Origin of the sequence: Chitiniphilus purpureus, from assembly GCF_025642115.1 — a bacterium.
GTDB classification, from domain to species: Bacteria; Pseudomonadota; Gammaproteobacteria; order Burkholderiales; family Chitinibacteraceae; genus Chitiniphilus; species Chitiniphilus purpureus.
In genome coordinates this window covers 2728715-2752579 of sequence record NZ_CP106753.1, presented here as the reverse complement: position 1 = coordinate 2752579, position 23865 = coordinate 2728715, and the positions used below count along the sequence as shown (strand labels likewise).

Sequence of the window (23865 nt, the reverse complement as noted above, 5' to 3'; positions counted from 1 at the left end):
CGGGTCTGTATTAATATTTTCAAATAGAAATGAGAGGACCGTTCGAGCTAGCATATTGATCACATCTACGTGGGTTGCTTCAGAATTCTCCAGACTGGGTTTATATATGGAAGAATCAGCCCCCCCTGTCGGGGGGGGGAAAGTGGTTTTATCAGTTGAATTACTTTGGTTGCGCTGGTCATTTGACCCGATTAATATAGGACTTTACGAGGACGATTATTCTTCATCTGGCGAAATTGGGGCAAGAAGATTTTTCGAGGATTTAGATAGCGTGGGTGAAGGTTATATCCATACCATCAATTCAGCTGACTTGTTGGCCAAACATTTAATTGAGCTTGACAGATACCCTAATCCAAGTGAAAGAGGAGGGGGGGCGACTTCAAATAATCCTTATATATATGCAGCAATTCTCTTTGCGTTGCAAGGTGCACTGAAAGAATGCGGCAATGCATTGAATATTGGTTTTCAAAAATACCAAACAACTGTGTCTTCTCCTGAATGGAAAATTTATAGACTCGAACAATTTAACAAGCAGGCCGAACTAATTAGATCAGCATATTTATAAGGAACACTTTCTAGAAATATCCTAGCTCTATTTATTATGATAAATATGTAACAAATCCTTGTTCATGTCCAGCATATTAACGCCAATAGCAGCCAATAAAGACTTTTTCGTAGCTTCATGCTTTCAATAAGAATCCGTAGAGAATTTGCATAAAGGGTGACCCAAAGGCAACGGCCTCAACCGCTTGGCGTTCAGTGGCGCCGACGGGCTGCTGTACCACGAGATCGACCTCGCCACCGGCAGCAGCGAGGACTTCATCTACCACGGCCGCAGCAAGCTGGCCGACATCCAGGGCAGCAGCACCACCTGGTATCACAGCGACCCGGCCGGCAGCCCGCTGGCGGCGACCAACCAGAGCGGCACGCTGCTGTGGCGGACCCACTACCGGCCGTACGGCGAGAAGCTGGTGGGGGCCACCACCGAGAACACCCAGTGGTTTACCGGCAAGCCGCATGAGGACAGGATCGGGCTGAGCGACTATGGGGCGCGCTGGTACGACCCGGTGCTGGGGCGGTTCATGGCGATCGACCCGGTGGATTGGATGGGTCGGAACACGATTCATTCGTTCAATCGGTATGGGTATGCGAACAGCAATCCGTTGAAGTTTATTGATCCGGACGGAAAAGTACCTGCACTGGCTATTGTGTTTGGGGGGAAATTATTAGAGCAGATTGCAATTTGGGGCGGGCGGAGTGCTCTAGTAGCAATTGGGGCAATGCTGGCTGAGGAGATACAGTCAGATGCTGATGCAGAGAAAAATGTAGATACATTAGGGCCCGGAGATTATGCAGATGCTTCAATTCCCGCTCGCGGTCCGGAAAGAGATTTTACAAAAGAAGAAAGAGATAAAATTAATGAAATCGGGGGAAAGACAGGCTGTCATACATGCGGCGAAAAGAAATCGGGAACTAAATCAGGAAATTTTGTGCCTGATCATCAGCCAGTATCTGCTTTAAATCCAGCTGGAAAACCTCAGAGTCTTTATCCACATTGCATTCAGTGCAGTAGAATTCAAGGAGGTCAGGTTCGATCTCAAAAGGCTAAAAACACCAAATTGGGAGAACATTCAACATCCAAAGAGACTGGCTCAGAAGGGCGTGCCGGTACAAATGCCAAGGCCAAGTAAATTATTGATTAAGGCGTTAATTAAAATGAGTCAATTGAAAATCATCTCAAGAGATAAAAAAGTTTTTTGCACTCAAGGAATTTCTAGCATTTTAGGGGTTGAGCTAATCGCCAGGGTTGAAAACATTCAATATGCTGATGCCTGCCGTGACTTTCTTACCTCAATGGGCAATTATATTTTGGCTGGAGGCGGACTCACCCTAGGACAGACTGCACAGTATGGGTATTGGTTGACAAAATTGACTGAGGGGGAGTCAAACGCCGAATTCTTTGAATACAATCAAGATGCTACTGAATTCATGCCTGGTCTCGATTTTACTTTGTTTGCATGGATGGAACAGCATAAGATTTGTAATAATGCAGGGTCCACCTTCTCTCCGCCTCGGCCTGATAAATTAGTTGTTATATCTGAAGGCGTGTATGAAGGAGAGCAAGTCGAGGGCGTTAGATATCCCTCCCCCGATCATATGAGCGGATGGTGGATTACCACAAATAAGTATAACGGAAATGTTGAGACACTTAAAACTGTACATGCATACCATTTGACAAAAAATAGGCCTGATTTATTAGGTTATTTGGCTATGGAATACGGCTACCGCTTTGAATCAAATTCAAAAAAAACTTGGTTTGATTCTAAAGCCATCTAACTTAAAATTTTCCTTGCAAAGCAATGTTAATATTTTTTGAAAATGAACCTGAAAATGAAAGGGGATTGTAGGAAAATTTACATTGAATTTAAATATAAAATCTTTTTATATTTATCAAAAAATAAGCCGTCGCCTATGGGATTACAGTATTACGACAATAAAATGACGGCTTGGGCTACCAGTACGACGCTACCGGCAGCCTGCGCTGGGTGAACAAAGGCACCGCCAGCCAGATCGCCTATACCTACGACGGTGGCGGCACCCGGGTGCTGAGCCAGGGCAACGGCCTCAACCGGCTGGCGTTCAGCGGTGCCGACGGGCTGCTGTACCATGAGATCGACCTGGCCACCGGCAGCAGCGAGGACTTCATCTACCACGGCCGCAGCAAGCTGGCGGACATCCAGGGCAGCAGCACCACTTGGTACTGCCGGCAAGCCGGCACCCCGCGGCGCTAAGCGGCAGCGCCGCTAAGCTTTGGCGTCGCACAGCGACCCGGCCGGCAGCCCGCTGGCGGCGACCAACCAGAGCGGCACACTGCTGTGGCGGACCCACTACCGGCCGTACGGCGAGAAGCTGGTGGGGGCCACCACCGAGAACACCCAGTGGTTCACCGGCAAGCCGCATGAGGACAGGATCGGGCTGAGCGACTATGGGGCGCGCTGGTACGACCCGCTGCTGGGACGGTTCATGGCGATCGATCCGGTGGATTAGGTGGGGCGGAACATGATCCATTCGTTCAATCGGTATGGTTATGCGAACAGCAATCCGTTGAAGTTCATTGACCTGGATGGAAGGGAAACCGTTGACTCAAAGACCGGCCAAATGGTCATGGGATATAGCAGTGAGCCAGAACAACACGCTCGCCCGGCTGGAGTTCAATTGCCCCTCCCTTTGACCCCGCATACCCCAGGATCCTGCTCATCACAGCGACCGGAACGGGCTTCTTTCACCACAGCCGTGGTGATCTGCTCAGTCGGTCTGCTTGATTAGTAGCGCAGCACGCAACGGGCCCCTTATGCTGATGAAACATGCCGTTGCTGTCAGCTTGATTGCCCTTGGTGCCGCCCGATGCATTCCGGCTTGTCGGCATCGTCCGACGCCAGTTTCCGCCAAAAAGGCGGCAACTTGCCGTGGCCGCTTTATTCCAATCCGAGTCGGCCGGGCTGCACGCATGCGGGCAACACGGCGCACATAAGATCATCTGCAAGCACTGAAGGAGCTAGACCATGAAACACGTATGGGCCAAGTCCGCCGGCGCGCTGTTGCTGCTCGCGGCACTCACCGGGTGTTCCAGTATGGATAAGCAGACCCGCAATACCGCGGCAGGGGCGGCCATCGGCGGTGCCGCCGGAGCCATCCTTACCAATGGTTCGGCGGTGGGCACGGTCGGTGGTGCCGCAGTAGGCGGCGTGATCGGCCACGAAACCACCAAGGACTGACTGTTCAGCTAGTCCATGCCAACAAGGGCGGGAAGGGCGCCGTGCCAAACACGGTGCTTCAAGCTGCGGCTGCTTCCCGTCCTTTCCGTGCTTATTCCACCCACCTCATCTTGAACTGGCGTCCTTTGATGGTCTTGCCGGCAAGTCGTGTCAATGCGGTCTCCGCCACATGGCGGTCGATGGCCACATAGCTCTGGAAGTCGAACACATTGATCTTGCCCACCTGCGCCGCATCGAGGCCGCCATCGCCGGTCAGCGCGCCCAGAAGGTCGCCCGGGCGCAGTTTGTCCTTCTTGCCGCCGGCAATGGCCAGGGTGCGCATCGGCGGCAGCAGCGGCACGGTCTCGGTCTCGTCGACCTCATCCCAATCGAACCAGCGTACCGGGCCGCCTTGATCGTCCTCGATCAGTTTCACCCACTTCTTGTCCGACGGGCTTGCCAGCGTCAGCGCCAGTCCTTTCTGCGTGCCGCGACCGGTGCGGCCGATACGGTGGACGTGGACTTCGGTATCACGCGAGACATCGACGTTGATGACGCAATCAAGCGTCTGGATATCAAGACCGCGTGCGGCGACATCGGTGGCCACCAGCACGGTGACGCTCTGGTTGGCGAAGCGGACCAGGATCTCATCGCGATCACGCTGTTCCAGTTCGCCATACAGTGCCAAGGCATGAAAGCCTGCTGCCTGCAGCGCCGCCGCCAGCTCCCGGCAGTGGATCTTGGTGTTGCAGAACGCCAGGGCCGAGGTGGGGCGGTAATGACGCAGCAGCGCCGCTGCCTGGTCGTTGCGGTTTTCGTTGCTGACTGGGTAGAAGCGCTGCTCGATCCGGTGCGATGCATGCCGGCTTTCCACTTCCACCCGCAGCGGGTCACGCAGGAAGGGCGCGGCGATCGCCTCGATGTGCGCCGGGTAGGTGGCCGAGAACAGCACTGTCTGCCGGTGTTGCGGGCAGGCGGCCACGATGCGGGCCAGATCGTCGACGAAACCCATGTCCACCATGCGGTCGGCCTCGTCCAACACCAGCGTGCGCAGCCGGGCAAGATCGAGCGTGGCGCGGTACAGGTGGTCCTGGATGCGTCCCGGGGTGCCGACGACGAGATGCGCGCCGTGGGCCAGCGAGCCGATCTGCGGTCCCATCGGCACGCCGCCGCACAATGTCAGGATCTTGATGTTGTCCAGATGGCGTGCCAGCCGGCGCAATTCGCCTGCAACCTGGTCCGCCAGTTCGCGGGTCGGGCACAGCACCAGCCCCTGCACGTTGAACAGACTGGGATTGAGGCGGTGCAGCAGGCCAATGCCGAAGGCGGCGGTCTTGCCGCTGCCGGTCTTGGCCTGGGCGATCAGATCGCGCCCGGACAGCAGCCCCGGCAGGCTTGCAGCCTGGATCGGCGTCATCTGCTGGTAGCCCAGGCTGGCGAGGTTGGCGAGCATGGGCGCCGGCAGGGCAAGCGAGGAAAAGGCGTGCTGCATTGAAAGGGCGGCCGGGAAAGGGGTCGGCCAGTCTAGCAGCGCGGGCCCGGGCCAGCCAGCGGTGTGCACCGGCGCCGGGGCAAGGCGGGCCGTGCCGTGTGTCGGCCGACGCGCATTCGGGCAGCGCAGGCAAGGAGGGCGTTGGCAACTCCTGCCATGCTGGGGTGCCTGTGCATCCGATCTGCGACGCCGGCGTCTGAGTCAATCATGGAAAGAGGCAAGATGAACGTGCGGGTAGAGCGCCACCCGGGCGCCACGGTCATGGGCTACAAGATCAGTACCACACTGCGTTGCGGCCTCAACCAGCTTGAATTGCCGCCAGCGTGGGCGCGCATCAATGCCGGTGGCCTGCTGACGGGCATTCCCGGCCGGGTGCAGGCCCGCTGCCGCTTCGGCGTGGTCTACGACTTCAACCCGCAGACCACCGACTTCAACTATCTGATCGGCGTCGCGGTGGCGCCCACCACGCCGGTGCCGGTGCCGCTGGCCGCAGTAAGGCTGCCGCCCAGCCACTATGCGGTGCTTACCACCGAGCCGGCGCAGGACGAGCAGGGGTTTGTGCAGGCGATCGAACAGGGCTGGGGCGATCTGACCCAGCACTGGCTGCCGGCCTCGGGTTACCGGCACGCCTGCAGCGCCGAGTTCGAGAAATACGACGAGTGCCTTCTGCAGGACCCCGAGGCGCGGCGCATGGAGATCTGGGTGCCGATCTGCGGCCAGGGCCTGTGACGGCACCCGGCTGCAGCCGGAGGTCGGTGTATCAGCGGCCGATGGGCTTATAGCGGATGCGCCGGGGTTTGGCGCCTTCCTCGCCCAGGCGCTTTTTCTTGTCGGCTTCGTATTCCTGGTAGTTGCCGTCGAAGAAGGTCCATTGCGAATCGCCTTCGGCGGCGATGATGTGGGTGGCGATCCGGTCGAGGAACCAGCGGTCGTGCGAGATCACGAACACGGTGCCGGCGAATTCCAGCAGCGCATCTTCCAGCGCGCGCAGCGTTTCCACATCCAGATCGTTCGACGGTTCGTCCAGCAGCAGCACGTTGCCGCCCTGCAGCAGGGTCTTGGCCAGGTGCAGGCGGCCACGCTCGCCGCCCGAGAGCATGCCGACCTTCTTCTGCTGGTCGCCGCCCTTGAAGTTGAAGCGGCCCAGGTAGGCGCGGCTGCTCATCTCGAACTTGCCCACGCTCAGGTTCTCCAGCCCGCCGGAGACGTCCTCGAAGACGGTCTTGTCGGCTTCCAGCCCTTCGCGGGTCTGTTCGACGAAGGCCATCTGCACGGTCGAGCCGATCTCGATCTCGCCGCTGTCGGGCTGTTCCTTGCCGGCGATCATCTTGAACAGCGTCGATTTGCCGGCGCCGTTGGGGCCGATGATGCCGACGATGGCACCCGCCGGCGCGTTGAAGCTGAAGTTGTCCATCAGCAGCCGGTCGCCGAAGCTCTTGGACACGCCCTTGAACTCGATCACCTTGTCACCCAGGCGCTCGGCCACCGGAATGAAGATCTCCTGGGTCTCGTTGCGCTTCTGGTGCTCGAAGCTGGACAGCTCCTCGAAGCGGGCAATCCGCGCCTTGGACTTGGCCTGACGGCCCTTGGGGTTCTGGCGCACCCACTCCAGTTCCTGCTTCATCGCCTTCTGCCGCGCGGCTTCCTGGCGGCCTTCCTGTTCCAGGCGCGCCTCCTTCTGCTCCAGCCAGCTCGAATAGTTGCCCTTCCAGGGGATGCCGTGGCCGCGGTCCAGTTCCAGGATCCATTCCGCGGCGTTGTCGAGGAAGTAGCGGTCGTGGGTGACGGCGACCACGGTGCCGGGGAAGCGCACCAGAAACTGCTCCAGCCAGTCCACCGACTCGGCATCGAGGTGGTTGGTCGGTTCGTCCAGGAGCAGCATGTCCGGCTTGGACAGCAGGAGCTTGCACAGTGCCACGCGGCGCTTCTCGCCGCCCGAGAGATGTTCGATCCGGGCGTCCCACGGCGGCAGGCGCAGCGCGTCGGCGGCCAGTTCCAGCTGCAGCTCGGTGTTGTCGGCGGCGCCGGCCGAGATGATGGCCTCCAGCTGCGCCTGTTCCTCGGCGAGCTTGTCGAAATCGGCGTCCGGTTCGGCATAGGCGGCGTATACCGCTTCCAGCCGTTTTTGCGCCGCCATCACGTCGCCCATGCCGTCCTCGACCTCCTCGCGCACGCTCTTGGCCGGATCGAGCTGCGGCTCCTGCGGCAGGTAGCCGATCTTCACGCCCGCAAGATGCTGCACCTCGCCGTCGTATTCCTTGTCCACGCCGGCCATGATGCGCAGCACGGTGGATTTGCCGGCGCCGTTCAGGCCCAGCAGGCCGATCTTGGCGCCGGGGAAGAAGGAGAGCGAAATATCCTTGATGATCTGGCGTTTGGGCGGAACGATCTTGCTCACGCGGAGCATGGACATCACATATTGGGCCATGGGCTGATCCAGTGGGGTTCAAGATGGCCGCAAGTGTAATCGAGCCGCCCGGCTATGCCCAACCGCAGCGCGGCCGCCGGGTGGGGTGGGGATGCCGGGTGTCCGGGCGCGGCTAGTCGGGTGCGGGCACCAGCACGGTGCGGTTGCCGTTGCTCTCCATCGGGCTCACGAGGCCGGCCGCCTCCATGCTCTCGATCAGGCGCGCAGCCCGGTTGTAGCCGATGCGCAGCTGCCGCTGCACCGACGAGATCGATGCGCGCCGGCTGTTGAGCACGAACTGCACCGCATCGTCATACAGCGGGTCGGCCTCCGCGTCCGCGTCGCCGCCTCCCGGGTTGCCCACCGCCGCCTCGGCCTCGAAGCCGCCATTGAGGATGCCGTCCACGTAGTCCGGCTCGCCCAGCGACTTCAGATACTCCACCACCCGGTGCACCTCGTCATCCGCCACGAACGCCCCATGCACCCGCTGCGGATACCCCGTGCCCGGCGGCAGGAACAGCATGTCCCCCTGGCCCAGCAGCGCCTCCGCCCCCATCTGGTCCAGGATGGTCCGGCTGTCCACCTTGGACGACACCTGGAACGCGATCCGTGTCGGGATGTTGGCCTTGATCAGGCCCGTGATCACGTCCACGCTTGGCCGCTGCGTCGCCAGGATCAGGTGGATGCCGGCGGCGCGCGCCTTCTGCGCCAGCCGGGCGATCAGCTCCTCGATCTTCTTGCCGGCCACCATCATCAGGTCGGCGAACTCGTCGACCACCACCACGATGAAGGGCAGGTGGCTCAAGGGCTCCGGGTCGTCCGGGGTGAGGGTGAACGGGTTGGTGAGCTTGTGGCCGGTCTTCTCGGCGTCCTTGATCTTCTGGTTGAAGCCGGCCAGGTTGCGCACGCCCAGGGCGCTCATCAGCCGGTAGCGCTTCTCCATCTCGGCCACGCACCAGTTGAGGGCATTGGCGGCGAGCTTCATGTCGGTGACGACGGGGGCGAGCAGGTGGGGGATGTCGTCGTAGACCGAGAGTTCGAGCATCTTGGGGTCGACCATGATGAAGCGGACGTCGTCGGGGCTGGCCTTGTAGAGCAGCGACAGGATCATGGCGTTGACGCCGACCGACTTGCCCGAGCCGGTGGTGCCGGCGACGAGCATGTGGGGGGCGCGGGCGAGGTCGGTGACGATGGGCTTGCCGGTGATGTCCTTACCCAGCGCGAGCGTGAGTCGGGATGCGTTGTCCGTGAACTCCGGCGCGGCCAGGATCTCGGAGAGCCGGATCATCTGCCGGGTGGGGTTGGGCAGTTCCAGGCCCATGCAGGTCTTGCCGGGAATGGTCTCGACCACGCGGATCGACACCAGGCCGAGCGCACGGGCAAGGTCCTTCATCAGGTTGACGATCTGGCTGCCGCGCACGCCGACCGCGGGTTCGATCTCGTAACGGGTGATCACCGGTCCGGCACAGGCGTCCAGCACCCGTACCTTGACCTTGAACTCGGCCAGCCTTTCCTCGATGACGATGCTGCGATCGAGCAGTTCCTCCTCGCTCATCGCGACACCGACCGCCTGTTCCGGCGGCTGCAGCAGCGCCAGCGCTGGCAACGGTGATCCATCGACAGGGGCGAGGCGCGGCGTCGGCCGCCACGGCGGCGGCGCCATGGTGGCGGGCGCCGGCCCGGCGGGAATGGCCGGCGGATGTAGTGCACTGCCCGTTGCCGGCGCAGGCGGCACCTCAGGCCGGGGCGGCGGCAACGCGAGGTCCACCGGTGCCTCGGGCACGGCAAACGGGGGCCAACCCGGCGATCCGCTTGGCTGCGGTGCCGGGGCGACCGCGGTCAGTTCGATCTCCTCGATCTGCGGTGCAAGCGGCCCGGGCAGTGCGCTTGCAGCGATGGCCACGGGCGATGCCGTGTGGGCAGGGGTGGCGACGGGCGGTGGCAGCGGCATGGGTTTGGCGTGCGTGGCGGGGCGTGGCAGTGGGGCAGGGGCGGGTGGAGCGAGCCGCTCGCCATGGATGCCACGCAGCCGGGCCCGCACTTCAGCCGGGTCGATCACCGGCAAGGGCGCGTCGGCCAGGCGGGCCGGGACGGCAGGCCGGTTGCGCACACTGCGTTGCAGGTTGTCGAACACCTGCTGCAGCTCCAGCCGGGGCAAGGCGCGGGTGGTGGCGGTGCGGACCGACGCGGGGGCTGGGACATCGGACGCCGGCGGTGACAGCGTGGGCTCGGCGGCAGGCAGGTCTGCGTCGGCGGCGGCCGGGGCGGGCTGTTCCGTTGTGGCTTGCGGCGGAACGACGGGTTGGTCCGGTGCGTTCGCGTGCGGCCCGGCGGCAGGGCGCCGCACTGCCGTCAGCCAGCCGCCGGGGGCTTCGAGTGCACCGCCGACCGCTTCGAACAGCGCGAGCCAGTGGCGGCCGGTGAGCAATGGCACGCCGAGCCCAACGCCGAGCAACAGGCAGGCCAGCGCCACCAGCGGTGCGGGTGGTATCACGCCCATGGCAAGCCATTGCCCCAGGCGTGGCGTGCCGTGCAGCAGATATTGCGCGGTCACCAGGCCGATGCCCAGCACGGCAGCGCCGGCTATACGGCGATGCGGGCCGGCCCAGGCCGGCAGGCCGCGGCCAGCGCGCCAGGCGCTGCGTACCAGTGCCGCGACCACCAGCCAGGCCGCCCAGCCCAGCCATTGCCGCAACGGGGCGGTGGGGCCGGATATGGTCAGCAGCAGCGCTGCCACGGCGACGCTGGCCCAGAAGAGCCCACGGTGACGCAAGGCGGCGATGCGGGCGAGGAAGCGGGGGCGGGCAGGTCGGATCATCGGGACGGGCGGTAGGCGTGGGCGCCGGGGCGGGCAGGCATGCCTCCTGTGCCGCAGGCGCGGGTCAAGCAGGGGCCGATCTGGCGGGGATGGCGCGGCAGGGTGATATAAAGCATAGATAAATCAGACACTTGCGTGCAGCAAGGTCGCAGAGCTTATCACAGCACGGCGTGTGCGCCCAGCGCGGGCTGAACACTTTAGGGCGAATCCAGGTTCGAACGCCGGGGCGAAGGGTCCCGGCGTGCCGGGTTGCGGATTCACCCGCTGCGCCTATTGCCGGCCCGCCTGGAACCTATGCCCGCCGCGCAGCAACTCGGTCAGTGCATCGGCCGGCTCGGGCCGGCGGAACAGATAGCCCTGGCCTTCGCCCACGCCCAATTGATGCAGATGGTTGAGCTGGTCGGTGCTTTCGATGCCTTCGGCAGTCAGCTCCAGGTGCAGGCTATGCGCCAGCGCGACAATGGCATGGGTGATGGCCACGTCATTGCCGTCGCTGGGCAGGCCGGTGACGAAGGAGCGGTCGATCTTGATCCGATCGATCGGCAGGTGCTTGAGCAGGCTCAGCGACGAGAAGCCGGTGCCGAAGTCGTCGATGGCGATCATGACGCCGAGCCCCTTCAACTGGCGCAGTCGCTCACGGCTGTGTTCGATCGACTGGATCGCCGTTTCGGTGATTTCCAGCTCCAGGCATTGCGGGTCGATGCCGGTCTCGGCCAGCGCCTGCGCCACCCGCTCGACCAGATGGTCGTTCATCATCTGCCGCACCGAGACATTGACCGCCATCCTGATATGCGGATAACCCTCGTCCTGCCAGCGCCGGGTCTGACGGCAGGCCTCCTGCAACACCCATTCGCCGATCGGCTCGATCAACCCGCTTTCCTCCGCCACCGGGATGAAGCGTGCCGGCGGCACCAGCCCAAGCTCGGGATGCTGCCAGCGTACCAGCGCCTCCATGCCGATCATGCGGCCGCTCTCCAGCGCGACCACCGGCTGATAGTGCAGCCGCAGCGCCTGCTGCTGGATCGCCTGCATCAGCCCTTGTTCCATCGCCATGCGCTCATGTGCACGTTCGGCCATGTCGGGCGAGTAGAAGGCGAAGCGGTTGCGGCCGTGGGTCTTGGCGTCGTACATCGCGCTGTCCGCGGCCTTCATCAGCGCGTGCCGGTCTTTGGCGTTGTCCGGGAAGACGGCGATGCCGATGCTGGCCGAGATGTTGACCCGGTCGCTGGGCAGCTGGATGGCATCGCGGATCGCATCGAGCAGCTTGCCGGCCAGCACCGCGTAGTCGTCGATGCGCTGGGCGTCGGGCACGATCACCACGAATTCGTCGCCGCCGAGCCGGATCGCGATATCGGTGCGGCGCAGCAGCGTCTTCATCCGCTGCGCCACGGTCTGCAGCAACACGTCGCCGGCGGCATGGCCCAGGGTGTCGTTGATCAGCTTGAAGCCATCCAGGTCGATGAACATCACGCCCAACCGCTGCTCGACAAGGCGCGCACGCTCCAGCTCGATCTCCAGTCGGTCATCCAGCTGGTGCCGGTTGCCAAGCCCGGTGAGTGCATCGTGGTAGGCCAGGTGGTTGATCTGCTGTTCGGCCTGCCGGATCTGGCTGATGTCGGAGAAGGTGATGATGTAGTTGACCACTTCGCCGGGGTTGTCCCTGACCACGCAGACATGTTCCCAGGCCGGGAACAACGTGCCGTCGCGGCGGCGGCAGGTGACCTCGCCATGCCAGTAGCCCTGGCGCATCTCCAGCAGCCGTGGATAGAACTGGTCGCTGTGACGGCGCGCATGCAGGAAGTCGTCCGGATCGCGGCCATATGCCTCTTCGACCGAGTAGCCGGTCAGCATGCAGAACGCCGGATTGCTAGAGACGACCTTGCGGTCCGGCCCGGTGATCAGCACGCCTTCGGCGGTGGTGTTGAATACCACGCTGGCCTGGCGCAGCCGCTCTTCATTGCGCCGGCGCTCGGTCACGTCGCGTACCACGCCGATCAGGCGTTCGCCGCCGCCATGTTCGCCGGCATAGCGTTTGGCATGCAGTTCGATCCAGCCGATATGGCCGCGGCCATGGTGCGTACGTACCGTGGCGCTGATGCTCTGGCCGCTGAGCAGTTGCACGGCCAGTGCTTCGCGGTCTTCCTCATGGATGAAGTTGAGGAAGGCGTCCTCCTCACCCCGCAGGAAACGTGGCTGGCCGCCGAGGATGCCTTCCAGGTGGCCTTCCCATTCGAAACTGTCTGAGCTGGCGTCCCATTCCCACACGCCGAGCGCGGCCGCATCGAGCGCCAGCCGTAGTCGCTCCTCCGCCAGTTCCACTTCCAGCTCGGCCTGGCGGCGCGCCAATGCCATCCGGATGGTGGCTTCCAGCTCGCGCAGCTCGAACGGCTTGAGCAGATAGCCGTACGGCATGCTCTGCTCGGCGCGCTCCAGCGTCTTGTCCTCGGCGTAGGCGGTCAGGAACACCACCGGCACCCGGCTTTGCTCGCGGATGCGCTGTGCGGCCTCGGTGCCGTCCATGCCTTCGCCCAGGTTGATGTCCATCAGCACCAGGTCGGGCCGCTGCTGCGCCACGGCCAGCACCGCGTCGGCACCGCGCGCGGCGACCGCCACCACGGTGTAGCCAAGGAACTCCAGGCTGTGCTTCAGATCGAGTGCGACGATGCGCTCGTCCTCGACGATCATGATGCGCGGGTTCATGCAACCTCCGTTTCCGGCGTGAAGGTGATGGCAAAGCGGGTGCCATGGTCGCGCTCGATGTCCATGCTGCCGCCCAACTGCTCCACCAGCAGCGGGATCAGCTGGAACCCCAGCGAGCCGATGCCTTGCTCCGCCCCTGGCGGCAATCCGACCCCGTCGTCCTCCACCCGCAGGACGGCGGCGCCATTGGCGTTCTTGCACAGCGTGACGAGGATGGTGCCGCCGCGTTGTTCGGGAAAGGCGTGCTTGAAGGCGTTGGTCACCAGCTCGTTGATCAGGAGCCCGCACGGCACGGCACGTTGCAGGTCGAGCGCCACCGGGCCGTCGATCTCCAGCCGCAGCGTGACCGGCACCCCGGTGCGCGGCTGCGCGTCCTGCAGCAGCCGGCACAGGCGTTGCAGGTAGATGCCGATGTCCACCTGGGAGAAATCGTTGCGCTCGTACAGAAGCTGGTGGATCAACGCCATGGCCTTGACCCGGTTCTGGCTCTCGGCCAACGCGTGCCGGGCCTCTTCGCCCGCGCCACGCGCCTGCAGGTTCAACAGGCTGGAGATCACCTGCAGATTGTTCTTCACCCGGTGGTGCACTTCCTTGAGCAGCACGGTCTTTTCGGTCAGCGCGCGCTCCAGCGCCGCCTGGTCCGCCTTGCGTCGCGTCACGTCGACGATGGTGGCGAGCACCCGCATGCCTTCGCTGCTCGGCACCGGATTGAGACCGATCTCGACCGGGAACTCGCTGCCATCCTTCCTGCGCGCATACAACTCGCGCCGCCCGGCCATGTCACGTGCGCTGGGCGCGTGCATGAAACCCGCCATCAACGCCGGGTGTGCCGCCCGATAGCGCTCGGGCATCAGCGTCACCACGTTGCGGCCGGCGAGTTCCTCGCGGCGGTAGCCGAACATGCGCTCGATGCCGGCGTTCACCAGCAGGATGTCACCGCGCTCGTCCACCATCGTCAGGCCATCCGGCGCGTTTTCCACCACCTGACGGAAGCGCTGTTCGGAGTAGCGCAACGCCTCTTCGCTGGCCTTGCGCTGGCTGATGTCGATGCCTGATGGGATCAGATGGGTGACGGCCCCATGCTCGTCGCGCAGCGGGGCGATCATGAATTCGATCAGCACCAGCCTGTCGTCGCGCGCGCGCATCTGCACCTCGAAATGCGAGACCGTACCCGCGGCCGCATCCTGCACCGCCTGCTGGATCAGCGCCTGCACCGCCGGATCATAGTTCCACCAGCCGCACTCCCAGTACTTGCGGCCCAGCACGTCGTCGAGCGTCAACCCGGCCAGTTCGAGGGGCGCGCGGTTGGCCTCGACCAGCACACCGTCAGGCAGCAAGACCGCGACAAAGGCGAGCAACTGGTCCAGGACCCGGCGCAACCGCTCCTCGCCCGCCCGGGCCAACCCACGTGCACCATGCTCGGTGGTGATGTCACGCACGATGGCAAGCACGCCGTCGGTCGCACCGGTGGCGTCGTACAGCGGCATGTAGTCGGCCAACCAATGCCGCAGTTCGCCCGTGGAGCTTTTGCCGTTGATTGCAAGATCGGTCAGCGCCTGCCCGGTCTGCAGCACCTGCCGCAGCAACGGCTCCACGGTGCCGGCCAGCATCGGCAGTGCCTCGATGACCGTGCGGCCCAGGTGATCCGCGGCCGGCAGACCGTTGCTGGCGGCCAGCACGGCATTGATATGGCGATAGCGCAGTGTGCGATCGAAGATCGCCACCCCCACCGGCAGCGCGGCGAGCAGCTGTGCCAGATGCCCGTTGTCGAAGGAGGGGGCGGGGGGCGCGGACTCGGTGGAAATGGGCATGGAGAGCGATCGGCATGGCAAAATTGCTCTTTATCTTAGTCGGGCCATCATCGGCCGCTGCCCAAGTCGTTGTCGGACGGGGGATTGGCGGACGAAACGCTCTGAAAAACAGGCCGTAGTGGCCATTCAACTCTGGAGAAACTGCATGTCTATGCGTAGCGAAACCGATTCCATGGGTGCGATCGACGTTCCCGCCGACCGTTACTGGGGAGCGCAGACGCAACGTTCCACCATCAACTTCCCCATCGGCGTGGCGCGGTTTCGCTGGCAGCGGCCGATGGTGCGTGCGCTTGGCGTGCTCAAGCGCGCCGCGGCCGAGGCCAATGCCGAGCTCGGCGAATTGCCGGCCGACGTGGCCAGGCTGATCGTCGCGGCGGCCGACGAGGTGATCGCCGGCAAGCTTGACGCGCATTTCCCGCTGGTGGTGTTCCAGACCGGCTCGGGCACCCAGTCCAACATGAACGCCAATGAGGTGATCTCCAACCGCGCGATCGAACTGGCCGGCGGCAAGATGGGCAGCAAGCAGCCGGTGCACCCCAACGACCATGTGAACCGCGGCCAAAGCTCCAACGACACCTTCCCGACCGCCATGCATATCGCCGTGGTCGAGGAAGTGCACGGCAAGCTGTTGCCGGCGGTGCGTCAGCTGCGCGATACCCTGGCACGCAAGGCCGAATCATTCGCCGGTGTGGTCAAAACCGGCCGCACCCACCTGCAGGATGCGACCCCGGTCACGGTCGGCCAAGAGATCGGTGCCTGGGTGGCGCAGATCGATTTCGGCCTGGAGGCGGTGCAGGCCGCGCTGCCGGGGGTGTTGCAGCTGGCCATCGGCGGCACCGCGGTCGGTACCGGCCTGAACGCGCATCCCGAATTCGGCCGCCGCGCCGCCGCACGTATCGCGGCGTTGACCGGTCACGCATTTGTCGATGCGCCCAACAAGTTCTTCGCGCTGTCCGCGCACGATGCGCTGGTGCAGACCTCGGCCGCGCTGCGTACATTGGCAGGTGGCCTGTTCAAGATGGCCAACGATGTGCGTTGGCTTGCGAGCGGCCCGCGCTGCGGCATCGGCGAATACACCATTCCCGAGAACGAGCCGGGTTCGTCCATCATGCCGGGCAAGGTCAACCCCACGCAGTGCGAAGCGATGACCATGGTGTGTGCCCAGGTGTTCGGCAACGATGCCACCGTGGCCTTTGCCGGCAGCCAGGGCAACTTCCAGCTCAATGTGTACAAGCCGGTGATGGTGCACAACGTGCTCGAAAGCATCGAACTGCTGGCCGATGCGTGCCTGGCGTTCGACGACCATTGCGCCCTGGGCCTTGAGCCCAACCTGCCGCGCATCGAGGAGAACCTCGACAAGAACCTGATGCTGGTGACCGCGCTCAACCGCCACATCGGCTACGACAAGGCGGCCAGCATCGCCAAGAAGGCGCATAAGGAAGGCACCACCCTCAAGGCTGCCGCACTGGCACTGGGCTATCTGACCGAGGACGAATACGCGCGCTGGATCGTCCCGATCGAAATGACCGGCCCGAGCGCGTGATCGGTGTCTGAGTGATGACCGGACGGGGCCACGGGTGTGGCCCCGTTTGGTTTTGGGGCATCGCCCCCTACGCTAGCCGATCCGCGTTGCAATCCACCAGGTCGTGCCGCCAGCGTCCTTGACGCCGCCGCGCCTGTCCTCGTCCTCCTTCTTCACCGGCGCCTGCACCGATGTCGCGCCGGCGGCCAGCGCGCGCTGGTAGGTGGTGTCTACGTCCGGCACGTAGACATGGATGTGGGCCGATATGGCCGGCCACTCGGGGTGGGCATCCGCGAGCATGATCACCGTGTCGTCGATGCGCACTTCGGCGTGCATCAACCGCCCGGCCTCACCAGGATGTTGCCGCAATGGCACGCCGTCGAACGCCGCCTGCAAAAAGCGGATCGTCGCCTTGGCATCGCTGACGATCAGATAGGGGGAGACGCTGTTGTACTGCTCGGGCTTATAGACGGCCATGGCAAAGACTCCTCGAAGTGGCAGGGTGGGCGTCAGTATCCGATAGAAGCGGGTCGCTGCGTGCGAAAGCGCTTCAGTGCGCCGATTGCCTGTCCTGTCGTGGCCCGCCTCGGCCACGATGGTGCCGGGCTGCCACGCCGAGGGTAAGCGGTGCGCATCCCGGCAGGCCGTGCCCGCACCGCTGCCATGGACGTTTGCCTGCGGTCCCGAATGGGCACGGCCGGTGACAAACCGTCGATGATACGGGCTTGCCTTGCTAGAATGCGGCCCTTCCGCCACTGCCTGCCCGGTCTTAAGAACGCATCCAGATGAAGCCCAAAAAATCCTTGGACAACAACGCGTTGAACCATACCCCGATGATGCAGCAGTACCTGGCCATGAAGGCCGAGCATCCGGACAAACTGCTGTTCTACCGCATGGGCGATTTCTACGAGCTGTTCTTCGATGACGCGGTCAAGGCGGCCAAGCTGCTGGATATCACGCTTACCACGCGCGGCCAGAGCGCGGGGCAGCCGATCAGGATGGCCGGGGTGCCGCACCATGCCTGCGAGGGGTATCTGGCCAAGCTGGTGCGGTTGGGTGAATCGGTGGCCATCGCCGAGCAGGTGGGTGATGTGGCGTTGGCCAAGGGGCCGGTCGAGCGCAAGGTGGTCAAGGTGGTCACGCCGGGTACGCTGACCGATGCGGCGCTGCTGGACGACAAGCGCGAGAACCGGCTGCTGGCGCTGAGCATGCACAAGGGGCGGCTGGGGCTGGCCTGGCTGTCGCTGGCGTCGGGCGACTTCGCGTTGATGGATACCGAGGTCGAGAAGCTGCCTTCCGAGCTGGAGCGGCTGCGACCGGCCGAGGTGCTGGTGGCGGACGATACGACGTTGGTGCTGCTGGACCAGTTGCAGGTGCCGCTGCGCCGGCTCTCGCCGTGGCAATTCGATGCCCAGGCGGCGGCGCGCAATCTGGCGCGCCACTTCGGTGTGCATGATCTCGCTGGCTTCGGCGTCGGGGAGACGATGCTGGCGCTGGGGGGCGCAGGGGCGCTGCTTGAGTACGTGAAGGGCACACAGGGCGGCATGCTGCCCGCGCTGGCAGGGTTGCGCGTCGAGCATGCCAGCCAGTACATCGAACTGGACGCGGCCACCCGCCGCAACCTGGAGCTGACCGAGACCATCCGCGGCGAGGCGGCACCCACCCTGTTCTCGCTGCTCGACCATTGTGCCACCGGCATGGGTTCACGCCTGCTGCACCACTGGCTGCACCATCCGCTGCGCAGCCAGCCGCGCATCATGGAGCGGCAGGCCGCCATCGGCGCGTTGATCGACAGCGGCAGCCAGCCGCAATTGCACGGTGTGCTGGACGAGATCGCCGATATCGAGCGCATCGCCGGGCGCATCGCGCTGCGTTCGGCCCGGCCGCGCGATCTGTCCAGCCTGCGCGACAGCCTCGGGCGACTGCCCGATCTTGCAAGCCTGCTGCCGCAAGGGCCGTTCTTCCAGGGCCTCGCGCATGCCTTGCGGCCCGATCCGGCGCTGGATGCGCTGCTGCGGGCCGCCATCCTGCCCGAGCCCTCGGTGGTGCTGCGCGAGGGCGGCGTGATCGCCGACGGCTACAACGCCGAGCTGGACGAATTGCGCGCGATCCAGACACACGGCGGCGAGTTCCTGGCGCAGATGGAAGCGCGCGAGCGCGAGCGCACCGGCATTGCCACACTGCGGGTGGAGTACAACCGGGTGGCCGGCTACTTCATCGAGATCACCAATTCCTTCCTGAATCTGGTGCCACCGGACTATCGGCGCCGCCAGACCATGAAGAACGCCGAGCGCTTCATCACGCCCGAGCTCAAGACATTCGAAGACAAGGCCCTGTCGGCGCAGGAGCGTGCGTTGGCGCTGGAGAAACAACTGTTCGAGCAGTTGCTGGAACAGTTGCAGCCGCATCTTGCGGCACTGCGGCTGGCCGCGCAGGCGGTGGCGACGGTGGACGTGCTCGCGTGCCTCGCGGAACGGGCACTGCTGGGACGCTACGTGGCGCCACGCTTTGTCGACGAACCGGTGATCGAGATCGAGGCAGGCCGGCATCCGGTGGTGGAAGCGCAGATCGACGACTTCATTCCCAACAACCTGTGCTTCAGCGACGCGCGTAAGCTTCTGTTGATCACCGGTCCCAACATGGGCGGTAAATCCACCTATATGCGGCAGGTGGCGCTGATCGTGCTGCTGGCGCATGTGGGCAGTTTCGTGCCGGCCACGCATGCGTTGATCGGCCGGGTCGACCGCATCTTCACCCGTATCGGTGCATCGGACGATCTCGCGGGCGGGCGCTCCACCTTCATGGTGGAAATGACCGAAACCGCCAACATCCTCAACAACGCCACCGAGCACAGCCTGGTGCTGATGGATGAGGTGGGCCGCGGTACGTCCACCTTCGATGGCCTGGCGCTGGCCTGGGCGATCGCGCGTCAGCTGATCGAGAAGAACCGCGCCTACACGCTGTTCGCCACCCACTACTTCGAGCTGACCCGGCTGGCGCAGGACTACGCGAACGTGGCCAACGTGCACCTGGATGCGGTGGAGCACAAGGACAGGATCGTCTTCCTGCATGCGCTGCAGGAAGGCCCGGCCTCGCAAAGCTACGGCGTCGCCGTCGCGCAGCTGGCCGGGGTGCCGCGCGAAGTGATCCGGCAGGCCAAGCGCAAGCTGGTGCAGCTGGAACAGGGCAGCATCACCCGCGGCATGCAGGCGGATCTGTTCGAAAGCCCACTGCCCGAACCCGAGCCCGCACCGGTGGCGCATGCCGTGCTCGACGCGCTGGCGCAGGTGGATGTGGACGCGCTCACCCCACGGCAAGCGCTCGAGATGCTGTATGAACTCCGTTCCATGATCTAGGTCAACCGTCTGTCACCTCAGCGCAAAACGTGAAAAAACGCTTTGCTACGATGATTGGGCCTATCGATACGGTGTCCGGCAGAAAAGGAAACAGGCTGTGAACATGGTCAGCGACATGGAGGAAAGGGCCGCGCTTGATGATGGTGTCGCGCGGTTCCTGGGGGTTTGCGCGCAGGACGGGGAGCTCAGGCTCTCGGATATTCGTTCCAAAGCGGCGAGCGAACTGAAACGTTATGGCGACGATCTGGTAACCCATCTCACCCAGCAGGGCGTGACCGTTCCGCCGGCGATCCAGATCGCCGGCACGGAGGATGGCCGCATCACCGTGCTGGGCGAGCATCCCGCCAAGGAACAGATCGAAACGCTGGTCAACAACGATACCCGGCTGTTGAAGTGGTTCAAGGAGATCGAGGTGCTGTTCGAGATCCTGCGGCGCTCCGAATTGCGCGGCACCGAGGCGCAGCTGGAGGCGCAGCGGTTCAATCTGGGCCTCACCAGCATCGGCAGTGTCGCATTCTTCTCGCTGCGCTGACGGCGCCAGCGCTTTTCCCAACCGATCTTCACGATGCATGGCCGCCTGCGGGCGGCCTTGCCGTTCTTGGGCAACTGCCGCACACGGTATAATCGCGATTTGAATTGGAATACACGGCCATGAGAAACACGCGTGCGCGCCGCCCGCAACCGGCAATCCGCCAAGCCAAGGCGGATGAGAACAACCGCGGCGACCTGGTGCGGCGCAAGGCGCCGCGCACGGCCGATGCCAATGAGTGGCACAGCAACAAGGCGGCCTTGGGCCAGCCCTCGGTGGTGCGCCGCAAACCGGCGGCCGCCGCAACGCCCGACGAGGCGGCCCAGCCGCCACAGGCGCGCAAGGCGCCGGTGACGCGGGCCAAGAAGCTTGCGGTGCGGGCCGGTTCGCAAAAGGAGGTCGCGCGCCAGAAGCAACTGCGCGAAAAGCGGCTCACGCCGGCGCAGATCGGCGAGGAGCGGCTGCAGAAGGCGCTGGCGTTCTCCGGCTGGGGTTCGCGCCGGGAAGTGGAAACCTGGATCGCCCAGGGCAAGGTCACCGTCAACGGCGCGGTGGCTGAGCTGGGCTGCAAGATCAAGCCCGGCGACGATGTGCGGGTCGCGGGCAAGCGGGTGCAGCTGCGCTGGCCCGACCGCTTGCCGCGCGTGCTGCTCTACCACAAGCAGGAAGGCGAGCTTGTCACGCGCGATGATCCGCAAGGCCGTGTGACGGTGTTCGATCGGCTGCCCAAGCTCGCGTCGAGCAAATGGATCGCGATCGGCCGGCTGGACTTCAACACCAGCGGCCTGTTGCTGTTCACCACCTCGGGCGATCTGGCCAACCATATGACCCATCCGCGCTTCGAGATCGAGCGCGAATATGCGGTGCGCATCCTTGGTGAGCTGACGGACGAGCAGATGAAGGCATTCAAGGACGGCATCACACTGGAGGACGGTCCGGCCCGGTTCGAACGGATCGAGGCCACCGGCGGCGAGGGGGCCAACCACTGGTACAACGCAGTGCTCAAGGAGGGCCGCAACCGCGAAGTGCGGCGCATGTTCGAGCACTTCGGCCTGACCGTGAGCCGGCTGATCCGCGTCCGTTTCGGCATGTTCGGCCTGCCGCCGCGGCTCAAGCGCGGGCAATTCTACGAACTCAACGAAACCGAGGTGCTGGCGGTGATGAAGTGGAGCGGCCTCAAGCTGAACGGCGAAGCCAAGGAATGATCGGACGGGCGCGGCGATGAGCAAGGCATTCACCCGTGAAGACGATCGCGATGCCGACGAGGACAGCCTGCCCAGCGAGCTGCGGCTGCCCCAGGGCAGCAAGAACTATATGACGCCGCTTGGCTGGGACCGTCTGCGTGTCGAGCTCTATGATCTCGTGCACAAGGAGCGCCCGCATGTCACCCAGGTGGTCAACTGGGCCGCAAGCAACGGTGACCGTTCCGAGAATGCCGACTACCAGTACGGCAAACGCCGGCTGCGCGAAATCGACCGGCGCATCCGCTTTCTGCAAAAGCGCCTGGAGAACGCGGAGGTGGTCGACCCCGAGGCGCGCGAGCCCACCGACCAGGTGTTCTTCGGTGCCACTGTCACCTATCTGCGTGAAGATGGCCGCGAGGAGCGCGTGGCCATCGTCGGCATCGACGAAACCGACCTGAAGCGTCATCGCATCAGCTGGACTTCACCGGTGGCGCGGGCGTTGTTGAAGGCGCGCGAAGGCGATACCGTGCAGCTGCGCACCCCGGCAGGCATCGAGACGCTGGAAATCCTCGAGGTGCAGTACCGCGCGCTCGACTAGCGCGGCGCCGGCTGCTGCAGCGCCGTCCGGGGTCCACTGCGGTCGGCCTGGGCTGTGGCGCGCTCAGGCGCCCTGGTGTTCGAGTACATACCGCGCCCCCGCATCGCGCTGCAGTTGCGTGGTGAGCCAGGGCAGCACTTCCTCCAGCGTGGCGGCAAGGGTATATGGCGGGTTGAGGACGAACATGCCGCTGCCGTGCATGCCAAAGCCGTCGGCCGCCGGCGCGCCGACGTGCAGCTCGGCCCGCAGCCAACCCTTGGCCGGCAGCTTCTTCAGCCGGTCCGGCAGCGCTGTCGCCTCCTCACGCGTCAGGCACGGATACCAGACGGCGTATACGCCGGTGGCAAAGCGCTTGAGCGCCTCGGTGAGCGCCTGCGTCACCCGCGCATAGTCGCGCTTGTCCTCGTAGGGAGGGTCGATCAGCACCACCGCGCGGCGCGTCGGTGGCGGCAGCAGTGCCTTCAATCCGGCAAAACCGTCGGCCTGCTGCCACTGTGCCTGCCGCCCCATTGTTGCCACGTTGTCGGCCAGCAGGGCGGCGTCGGTGGTGTGCAGCTCGAACAACCGCAACCTGTCGTCAGGACGCAGCATGCGCTGCGCCAGCAGCGGCGATCCCGGATAGAATGCCAGCCGGCCGGCCGGGTTGAAGGCGCCGATCAGCGTGCGGTAGCGCGCGAGCGGCGCCGGCAGCCCCGCGCTGTCCCAAAGCCGTGCGATGCCGGTCTCGAACTCGGCGTTGCGGGTGGCGTAGCCTTCGGTCAGCGCATACATCCCGGCGCCGGCATGGGTATCGATATACCAGTACGGCTTGTCCTTCTGGTTCAGGTAGGCAAGCAGTTCGGCAAGCACGAAATGCTTGAGCACATCGGCGTGGTTGCCGGCGTGGAAGGCGTGGCGGTAGCTGAGCATGGCTGGAGAGGCATTCGGATCAGGGCGCGAGCGTAGCGCGCCTGGCGCCATCTGCCAAATAATGCTGGGAACTTGCGTTGGCCGGCCCGGCTCGGATACCGCGACTCGCTGTTGAAATTGGAAGGAGAACGCGATGCAAGCCATGCGTATGCTGGCAGCGCTTGGGGTGGCACTGGGTCTGGCCGGTTGCGATCAGGTGGTGGAAACGGCCAGGCAGGAGGCCGCGTCCGAGGTGGATGCCCGCACCCGGGCTGCGGTGGGCGAGGTGAGCCGGCAGCTGGACGAGGCACTGCGCGGGCTGGATGCCAGTGCCGTGGCGGCTGAAGTCAAGCAGCAGGGCCGGGTGCTCAAGGACAAGGCCCGGCAACTGGTCGGGCCGGACTGGCAGGTGCTGGAGCAGTATGTCGGCCGCTATCCGCGCGATATCGGTCTGTTTGCCGAAGTCAGTCCCATCATGCCCGAGCTCAAGCGCGTGCTGGGCAACAGGCTGGCAGTGTTCCGCACCCATATGGGCACGCAGGGCCGGATCGGCATGGAGCAGGTCCTGTACGTCACCGGCAACAAGCCGCATCGCGGCGGGCAGGATGCAGCCTATCTCCTGATCGATACCCGCGAGCGGCGGCTGGAAGTCGGATTGCTGGAACAGGGCAAGCTCACTGTGTACGCCAGCCCGGGCAGGCCCCTGCCCAAGCCCAAGGACGTGCAGTCCTTCATCACCAATCTCAACAGCGTGTGATTGCCATCCCAGCAACGCTGGCGTGCGATGACCGCCTTGCCTTTGTCG

Annotated in this window: 20 protein-coding genes; 13 read left to right on the top strand and 7 right to left on the bottom strand. The window is 64.0% G+C overall.

What is annotated here, in order from left to right; genetic code table 11:
- Positions 1–106: 106 nt before the first annotated feature.
- From N8I74_RS12755 to N8I74_RS12730, 6 genes are all read left to right on the top strand, one after another.
- The gene (locus N8I74_RS12755) at positions 107–565 is read left to right on the top strand and encodes a hypothetical protein (protein WP_263123487.1); all 459 of its coding nucleotides are present in this window, start codon (positions 107–109) and stop codon (positions 563–565) included.
- A gap of 184 nt (positions 566–749) precedes the next feature.
- Entirely contained in the window at positions 750–1691 is a 942-nt protein-coding gene (locus N8I74_RS12750) for an RHS repeat domain-containing protein (protein WP_263123486.1), read from the top strand.
- A gap of 25 nt (positions 1692–1716) precedes the next feature.
- Positions 1717–2337, top strand: a complete 621-nt coding sequence (locus N8I74_RS12745; protein WP_263123485.1) for an immunity protein Imm33 domain-containing protein — start codon at positions 1717–1719, stop codon at positions 2335–2337.
- 170 nt (positions 2338–2507) lie between these two features.
- Complete coding sequence (locus tag N8I74_RS12740; protein WP_263123484.1) at positions 2508–2792, top strand: hypothetical protein; 285 nt, start codon at positions 2508–2510, stop codon at positions 2790–2792.
- Between the two features lie 19 nt (positions 2793–2811).
- A complete protein-coding gene (locus N8I74_RS12735) occupies positions 2812–3048 on the top strand; it encodes an RHS repeat domain-containing protein (RefSeq protein WP_263123483.1) in 237 nt (78 codons plus the stop codon).
- A 515-nt stretch (positions 3049–3563) separates the two neighbouring features.
- Entirely contained in the window at positions 3564–3776 is a 213-nt protein-coding gene (locus N8I74_RS12730; protein ID WP_263123482.1) for a glycine zipper 2TM domain-containing protein, read from the top strand.
- Positions 3777–3867: 91 nt separating this feature from the next.
- On the opposite strand, the gene dbpA is transcribed toward N8I74_RS12730, so the two are convergent.
- Entirely contained in the window at positions 3868–5247 is a 1380-nt protein-coding gene (gene dbpA, locus N8I74_RS12725) for an ATP-dependent RNA helicase DbpA (RefSeq protein ID WP_263123481.1), read from the bottom strand.
- Positions 5248–5469: 222 nt separating this feature from the next.
- On the opposite strand from dbpA, the gene N8I74_RS12720 reads away from it, so the two are divergent.
- Complete coding sequence (locus N8I74_RS12720; RefSeq protein WP_263123480.1) at positions 5470–5976, top strand: GyrI-like domain-containing protein; 507 nt, start codon at positions 5470–5472, stop codon at positions 5974–5976.
- 31 nt (positions 5977–6007) lie between these two features.
- Here the strand turns inward: N8I74_RS12720 and ettA are convergent, their stop codons facing one another.
- The 4 genes from ettA to N8I74_RS12700 all read right to left on the bottom strand — a co-directional run bounded on the left by ettA (position 6008) and on the right by N8I74_RS12700 (position 14983).
- On the bottom strand, positions 6008–7675 hold the full coding sequence (ettA, locus tag N8I74_RS12715; protein ID WP_263123479.1) for an energy-dependent translational throttle protein EttA: 1668 nt from the start codon (positions 7673–7675) through the stop codon (positions 6008–6010).
- 112 nt (positions 7676–7787) lie between these two features.
- The gene (locus N8I74_RS19355; protein ID WP_308445855.1) at positions 7788–10472 is read right to left on the bottom strand and encodes a DNA translocase FtsK; all 2685 of its coding nucleotides are present in this window, start codon (positions 10470–10472) and stop codon (positions 7788–7790) included.
- A gap of 270 nt (positions 10473–10742) precedes the next feature.
- Positions 10743–13172 carry a two-component system response regulator gene (locus N8I74_RS12705; RefSeq protein ID WP_263123478.1) on the bottom strand — a complete coding sequence of 810 codons (2430 nt, stop codon included), beginning with the start codon at positions 13170–13172 and terminating at the stop codon, positions 10743–10745.
- Positions 13169–14983: a PAS domain S-box protein gene (locus N8I74_RS12700; RefSeq protein ID WP_263123477.1), complete on the bottom strand. Its 1815-nt coding sequence runs from the start codon at positions 14981–14983 to the stop codon at positions 13169–13171. The genes N8I74_RS12705 and N8I74_RS12700 overlap by 4 nt, the downstream gene beginning before the upstream one ends.
- 145 nt (positions 14984–15128) lie before the next feature.
- Here N8I74_RS12700 and fumC point away from each other — a divergent pair, with 145 nt between their 5' ends.
- Positions 15129–16526 (top strand): class II fumarate hydratase, encoded by a 1398-nt coding sequence (gene fumC / locus N8I74_RS12695; RefSeq protein WP_263123476.1) that lies wholly within the window; start codon positions 15129–15131, stop codon positions 16524–16526.
- Positions 16527–16598: 72 nt separating this feature from the next.
- Here fumC and N8I74_RS12690 read toward each other — a convergent pair whose 3' ends face one another.
- Positions 16599–16982: a VOC family protein gene (locus N8I74_RS12690; RefSeq protein ID WP_263123475.1), complete on the bottom strand. Its 384-nt coding sequence runs from the start codon at positions 16980–16982 to the stop codon at positions 16599–16601.
- 308 nt (positions 16983–17290) lie between these two features.
- Between N8I74_RS12690 and mutS the strand changes: the two genes are divergently transcribed.
- From mutS to greB, 4 genes are all read left to right on the top strand, one after another.
- Complete coding sequence (mutS, locus tag N8I74_RS12685) at positions 17291–19861, top strand: DNA mismatch repair protein MutS (RefSeq protein WP_263123474.1); 2571 nt, start codon at positions 17291–17293, stop codon at positions 19859–19861.
- A 97-nt stretch (positions 19862–19958) separates the two neighbouring features.
- Positions 19959–20393, top strand: a complete 435-nt coding sequence (locus tag N8I74_RS12680) for a hypothetical protein (RefSeq protein WP_263123473.1) — start codon at positions 19959–19961, stop codon at positions 20391–20393.
- A 119-nt stretch (positions 20394–20512) separates the two neighbouring features.
- Entirely contained in the window at positions 20513–21595 is a 1083-nt protein-coding gene (rluB, locus tag N8I74_RS12675) for a 23S rRNA pseudouridine(2605) synthase RluB (protein WP_263123472.1), read from the top strand.
- Positions 21596–21611: 16 nt separating this feature from the next.
- On the top strand, positions 21612–22172 hold the full coding sequence (greB, locus tag N8I74_RS12670; protein ID WP_263123471.1) for a transcription elongation factor GreB: 561 nt from the start codon (positions 21612–21614) through the stop codon (positions 22170–22172).
- A 63-nt stretch (positions 22173–22235) separates the two neighbouring features.
- On the opposite strand, the gene N8I74_RS12665 is transcribed toward greB, so the two are convergent.
- Positions 22236–23081 carry a 23S rRNA (adenine(2030)-N(6))-methyltransferase RlmJ gene (locus tag N8I74_RS12665; RefSeq protein ID WP_263123470.1) on the bottom strand — a complete coding sequence of 282 codons (846 nt, stop codon included), beginning with the start codon at positions 23079–23081 and terminating at the stop codon, positions 22236–22238.
- 133 nt (positions 23082–23214) lie between these two features.
- On the opposite strand from N8I74_RS12665, the gene N8I74_RS12660 reads away from it, so the two are divergent.
- The gene (locus N8I74_RS12660) at positions 23215–23817 is read left to right on the top strand and encodes a hypothetical protein (RefSeq protein WP_263123469.1); all 603 of its coding nucleotides are present in this window, start codon (positions 23215–23217) and stop codon (positions 23815–23817) included.
- Positions 23818–23865 lie beyond the last annotated feature (48 nt).

Coding starts and splice junctions, on each gene's coding strand:
- N8I74_RS12755 (WP_263123487.1), top strand. CDS start 107: ATGGAAGAATCAGCCCCCCCTGTCGGGGGGGGGAAAGTGGTTTTATCA.
- N8I74_RS12745 (WP_263123485.1), top strand. CDS start 1,717: ATGAGTCAATTGAAAATCATCTCAAGAGATAAAAAAGTTTTTTGCACT.
- N8I74_RS12730 (WP_263123482.1), top strand. CDS start 3,564: ATGAAACACGTATGGGCCAAGTCCGCCGGCGCGCTGTTGCTGCTCGCG.
- dbpA (WP_263123481.1), bottom strand. CDS start 5,247: ATGCAGCACGCCTTTTCCTCGCTTGCCCTGCCGGCGCCCATGCTCGCC.
- N8I74_RS12720 (WP_263123480.1), top strand. CDS start 5,470: ATGAACGTGCGGGTAGAGCGCCACCCGGGCGCCACGGTCATGGGCTAC.
- ettA (WP_263123479.1), bottom strand. CDS start 7,675: ATGGCCCAATATGTGATGTCCATGCTCCGCGTGAGCAAGATCGTTCCG.
- N8I74_RS19355 (WP_308445855.1), bottom strand. CDS start 10,472: ATGATCCGACCTGCCCGCCCCCGCTTCCTCGCCCGCATCGCCGCCTTG.
- N8I74_RS12705 (WP_263123478.1), bottom strand. CDS start 13,172: ATGAACCCGCGCATCATGATCGTCGAGGACGAGCGCATCGTCGCACTC.
- N8I74_RS12700 (WP_263123477.1), bottom strand. CDS start 14,983: ATGCCCATTTCCACCGAGTCCGCGCCCCCCGCCCCCTCCTTCGACAAC.
- fumC (WP_263123476.1), top strand. CDS start 15,129: ATGTCTATGCGTAGCGAAACCGATTCCATGGGTGCGATCGACGTTCCC.
- N8I74_RS12690 (WP_263123475.1), bottom strand. CDS start 16,982: ATGGCCGTCTATAAGCCCGAGCAGTACAACAGCGTCTCCCCCTATCTG.
- mutS (WP_263123474.1), top strand. CDS start 17,291: ATGAAGCCCAAAAAATCCTTGGACAACAACGCGTTGAACCATACCCCG.
- rluB (WP_263123472.1), top strand. CDS start 20,513: ATGAGAAACACGCGTGCGCGCCGCCCGCAACCGGCAATCCGCCAAGCC.
- greB (WP_263123471.1), top strand. CDS start 21,612: ATGAGCAAGGCATTCACCCGTGAAGACGATCGCGATGCCGACGAGGAC.
- N8I74_RS12665 (WP_263123470.1), bottom strand. CDS start 23,081: ATGCTCAGCTACCGCCACGCCTTCCACGCCGGCAACCACGCCGATGTG.
- N8I74_RS12660 (WP_263123469.1), top strand. CDS start 23,215: ATGCAAGCCATGCGTATGCTGGCAGCGCTTGGGGTGGCACTGGGTCTG.